This is a genomic window from Pseudomonas amygdali (genome assembly GCF_002699855.1).
Taxonomy (GTDB): domain Bacteria; phylum Pseudomonadota; class Gammaproteobacteria; order Pseudomonadales; family Pseudomonadaceae; genus Aquipseudomonas; species Aquipseudomonas amygdali.
Window position 1 is genome coordinate 1 of the sequence record NZ_LKBW01000117.1, and the last position, 5,171, is coordinate 5,171.

Sequence of the window (5,171 nt, forward strand, 5' to 3'; positions counted from 1 at the left end):
CGTTTTTTGGTCTCTGACGCCATGTGTAAGCCTGTGCTGAGGAGGGATCGACTCAATTTCGGCTATGATAACCGATTTCAAAATCCCACAATTTGCAGCCGCAGGCTGCCCTGTTCTATGGACCTTATGAGCGACCATCCAGGCTCTCGACGCGAGCAGGCTTGTTCACTGCAGTCATGATCTCGCGCATTGCGTTTGTGTACTTTGCTAGATCGTTGGTCAGTTTTGCCTGCTGCCTATCGAGGTTGGGTGGATTTTTCTGCTGCTCCTTTTCAAGCCTGTTCTGTGCCAACTGCATTTCTTTGTATAGCAGGTGCGTTTGTGCCTTGGCTTTGAAGCTGTCGGCAGTGTGAAACTGCACTTCAAACTCATATCCCTCAGCATCCGTGAAGCGTGCGTTGATCCCCTTGTAGGTGCCGTCTCCTGTGGTAAAGTAATTTTTACGCTTCACGCAAGTCATCCCTTGCCGATGCAGCACATCATTTACCGCTAGCACCTTCGCAACAAAATCTTCGGAAGGCAATTGGAGCACGTAGCGCAGCGCATCGCCCACGCTCTGAGTTGCNTTGATCGATGCGATCGATTTTTGGAACGGTGCGTTCTGTAGCTGCTCGATCCGGTCGTCCGTAGCGTTGTAGCGAACGTTTCCCCAGAGCCGCGCGTCGAAGTCGTCGGCCAGCTTGTTGAATACAGGTGTAAGCGACTCTTGCTTGCTTGCGGCAACGTCGAACAATATTTGTGCTGGCGATGCGTTTGCATTGAATCGCGTTGGCGTCCTCTGCTGTGACAGCGCCATTTGCGGTGTGCTGCTCACGCCTGCACGGAATTTTGCAGCGTCTTTGCGATTGTTTGGTTGGGATTTGAAAGCCGGAACCGTGATTGCCAAGGCCGGGACGTTCTCCTCCTCCCAGTCGTCGATATCGTCGCACTCTGGCGGCGAAGGCACGAGTCTGAAGGCGTCTTGCGCGGGCGCCTGCACTTCTCGCTGGTCAGTCAGTGGGGCACCCTGAAGCTGCAGCGCATAGCTGTGCTTGTAAAGATCATGGAATTGCTCCTTGAGCCTGAAGGTGTCAGGCGTGTGGAACTGGATCTCCCAGAGCGCGCCTTCGGGACTGCGCATAGTGACATTGACCGCTTTGAAGGCCGGCTGGTGCTTGGCAAACAGGTTGTTCAGCTTGACGCGCACATGGCCCTGATCGTCCAGCGAGGCCAGCACACCGCGCAAGCCAGCGGTGAAGTGCTGCGGATCCAGTACCACGCTGTAGCGCAGCGCGTCGTTCACGCCGGCTACGGCTTCTTCCAGGGTCTTGTTTTTCACAGCCATCTGCTGCGTTAGCTTTTCTTTCAACGAGCCGACCGACTTCAGTTGATGGTCCATGCCCGCCAGTTGCCCAGCATGGGACTCGGCGACGCGCCTCAGCATGTGAGTGACCCTAGGTTCCATCTCGCGAGCACGCGTCAGTAAGCTCTGCGCCTCAAGCGCAATGTCCTCTGGCTGCACGGCGCGCAGGCGCTCGGCGGGCGGTGGCGGTGGGTCGATCAGGCCTGCTTGCTGCAGCGAGTGTAGCGCGTCTTGCATGACGCCCGCAGCCATCGTCGGCATGTTCTGCAGGTCCACCTGGGTCTGCTCGGCGTCGAAGCGACCATCGTGCATGGCCCGGGCAGTCACCTTGCCATACGGTACGCTGCGAACCCGATCAGCGTACCCTCGCTCGGATCGTTCGCACGACTCCACGATCTTGGCGAACAGCGCCGTGCCGGTGTCAGACTTCAGCGCATCGGTGCCCACCTTGATCGCGATGGTGAAGAGGTTGCGCATGCTCAGTTCCGGCTCACCGGGGATGAGCCCCGGTTGCCCTGCCGGGAACTGCGCGTGCGAGAGCCTGCACACCGGGTAGTTGTCGATGATGGCGTGAATCCGTGCCTCAGTATCAGGCGCAGCAAGGTACGCCTGGGCGAGGCGTGGGAAGGCCTCGCCCAGCGCATCCGGCAATTGCGGCACTTCGGCACGCGAGGATGCCCCCGGCTCCAGTCGAAGCAGTTGTGCATGCAGGAGCTCGGCGGCTTCACGTGCCTCGGGCAGGTGGGCGCGCCCGATGGCGTTGTATGCCTGGTTGCGCAGTTCCGTCAACACCTGAGGATCTCTGGCTTTGCCGTCGAGTGCTACACGTAGATCGTTACGCAGGTCGCGCTCAATGCCGTCATAAGTGCCGAACATCATATTGCGCGCCATTGCCTCACGCAGGTGGTCAGGCTGAGCCATGAAGCGCGCTGCCAAGGTGCTGGCCGCCCCCATGATCTGGCCTCCACGTTGCAGAGACATGATCTCGGACAGCCGCCCCGCCTGGTAATGGCCGTTGTCAGGATCAATGGCCGGCGTGGCCGTTTTCGGCGGCTTGAAGGAACGTGGCTGGCCGCGGCGTACCTCGCGATCAGCCATCTCGCGCGAAATCAGCGCGGCCAGCTTGGGGTAGCCCGCGTACACGAACGCGTCGTCGCCGTCGGTGTCCATGTTGCGCTTGCGCAGTTCCGGGATAGGCAGTGCGCCCATGCGTCCGGGCTCCACGATGTCCTTGAGCCGCAGGCTGCCGGTGCTGAGCATGTCCTGCGGCACGGCACTGCGGTCGCGACCGGTCGTCCAGCGCGACAGGGTCTTGAGGTCCTCCTTCGAGCAGGCCAGATCCATGTCCGCAAAATTGGCTGGCCAGTTCTTTGATGGCACCACGATGAGCATGCCCTTGCTGTGCAGCATCTCGGCATCGCTGCCCGATCTGTCGTCGAAGCCTGTGTAGCTGTACTGGATACCAAAGGACTGCGAGAGGAATTCGGCGGTGGCGTCGCTCTGCGCCACTGTCGCGACGCGTTCTTCCGGCACGGGCAGCAGGTTCTCCTTGTCGTAGGGCGGCTTGCCGATCAGCAAGGCGCCGCCTGCGGCGTCGAAGGCCTGGCTGCGCTCGCTCGGTAGGTGCACCTTGTCGTCGGCAGCAGGCACCGCCCTGACTCTTTGGCCCTGGTAGCCGCCGCTGGTGGCCAGTTCGTACAACGTGAGTTGACTCAACTCCGACGGCAGCGCCTGCAACCGGCGCTGCATCGCCTCGTGCGCCTCCTGCAGTGCCGCCTCGTCACGTGGGAAGTGCTGCAGCGCCTGCGGTGCCAGCCGCGTGGGTCCCTTATCCTTGGCAATAAGGTCACGCTGCTCCTGGCTGGCCTCACCGGCCTGCACTGCTTGCCAGGCAGAGAAGTACTCACGGAAGGCCGGTATGCGTAGAGCCACCTCCAGCTTCAGGAAGCCGCAACCATCGTTGGGGCACAGCGCCAATGCATGCCCGTCCGGTGCTGTTGGCTTGAACGGGTGCGCAGGGCCGCTGACGTCTTCAAAAAATCCCAGACGCAGTGTGCCCTCAATGACGTGATCGGTCGGCACCATCTCTAGTAGCGAGCGCTGCATCCGCGACCAGTCTTCGCGCTGCGGGGCAAGCTTGGCGATGAGCTGCATCAGGCTACTGCCCGGCGCGGTGTCTGTATAGCGCATTGCCGGCAGCAGCGACGGTGCTCCGGATGTGCCGGACAGCAACTGGGCGGGGCGACTCATGTGGCCTCGCGTGGCGCGGCTGCCGCCGAACATGTCAAAACGCCAAGGTTCGTCCTGGTAGGTGAGCGTACGCGCGAGCATGAACGTCGAAATCGCCCCAGGCAGTTGGACCTCCACCAGCGGCAAGCCCGTCAGCCGTGTAAATAGCGAGTACGGCTTAGAGCGTACGCGCGAGCATGAACGTCGAAATCGCCCCAGGCAGTTGGACCTCCACCAGCGGCAAGCCCGTCAGCCGTGTAAATAGCGAGTACGGCTTGTTCGTCTCGGTCGCATTGGTCGACACTTCCTTGCCACGCAGATCAACCACGATGTGGGTCGTGCTGCCGTTGCCGGGTGCCGGCGTAACGGGCTCGCCGGGTGCCGACCGCATGCTCAGGCGCCCGGCGTCAAGGTCGAACTGGCTCGGTGGATGGGCCTGCGTAATCTTCGCTGCTTCCTTCGCCATGCGCAGGTCCAGGGCGTCAAATACGATGTCACCGGCCTCGATCTGCGCGATCAAGTTCCAGCTCATCTCTCCGAGGTCCTCCTCGATGGCCTCGCGTGTCCGCTCCAGCGTCCTGTCAACCCATTTCCCCAACTCTTCGCGACGTTGGCGAGTTTCCTGGCGCGAGCCTTCGATGTGGCGCGGCTTGCATTGCCGGCTCACCATGCTGTAAGCCTTGAGCACCTGGAAGAAGGTCAGCGCCGGGCATCGAGTGGCGTACTGTTCGAGGTCGGTCGAAGACGGCGGGACACCGCCGGTAAGGTACAAGTCGATCTTGCGCTCGATGATGGGCTGCAACGTATTGAACACGCGCAATGCGTGCCCCCGATGGCGAGAGGTCAACTCTGGGCTGCGGATCAACGGCAAAAATCCCATGCACAGGCTGCCGATACCCTCAAGGTTGGTTTCCCGTAATCCGTCGTCCTGCGCGAGCATCGCAACCCGCTCCAGAGCCGACCGCGCCAGCGGACGCATCTGGCGATGGAGTTGCGCCGATGAAAGGGCCTTGAAGAGCATACCAATGTCTTGCGCGGAGGCAGACTCAAAACGCTCACGGTGCAGCTCCAGGTGCCCGGCCATTGCCAGCAGTTTGGCGCGTCCCAAAATTTGGAACTGTTCCTCATCCAGATGCAGCAGACGGGACATCGCGTTGGCCACCATGGCGAGCCCACGCATCTCGAACTGCTGCCACGGCAACTCTGCCGAGCCGGCGCGTTCGGCGAGCAGCAACACTGCCGGATGACACGCCGGCCTTCCGAGGCATCTGCTCAGCGCATTGAGCGACACAGCCACCTGGTGCTCATCCATGGCTTGTCGCAGATCGTTGTCCTCCGCCAGCCTGCCGGCCAAGACATCGGTAGCACTCTCGCAATTCGCACGTTCGGGCCATTTGCTCAAGGCGTTGAGTGCTTGAGTCACGCCGATAGGACTGAGGGCGTTGCGTAACTCGCGATCATTGGCCAGTCGCGAGGCCAGTGCCTTGACGGCGTCATTGCAGTCTGGGGTGTTGGGCCATTTGCTCATTGCGTTGAGCGCGTTGGCCATCTGTTGCGGGGTGAGGCCGTTGAGCAAGTGGCGATCATTGGCCAGTCGCGA

1 pseudogene is annotated in these 5,171 nt (G+C 61.3%); it reads right to left on the bottom strand.

Going from position 1 to position 5,171, the window contains the following annotated elements:
• Positions 1–3,749: 3,749 nt before the first annotated feature.
• Positions 3,750–5,171: pseudogene (locus tag AO277_RS29065) on the bottom strand (XopAD/skwp family type III secretion system effector); the annotation flags it as partial.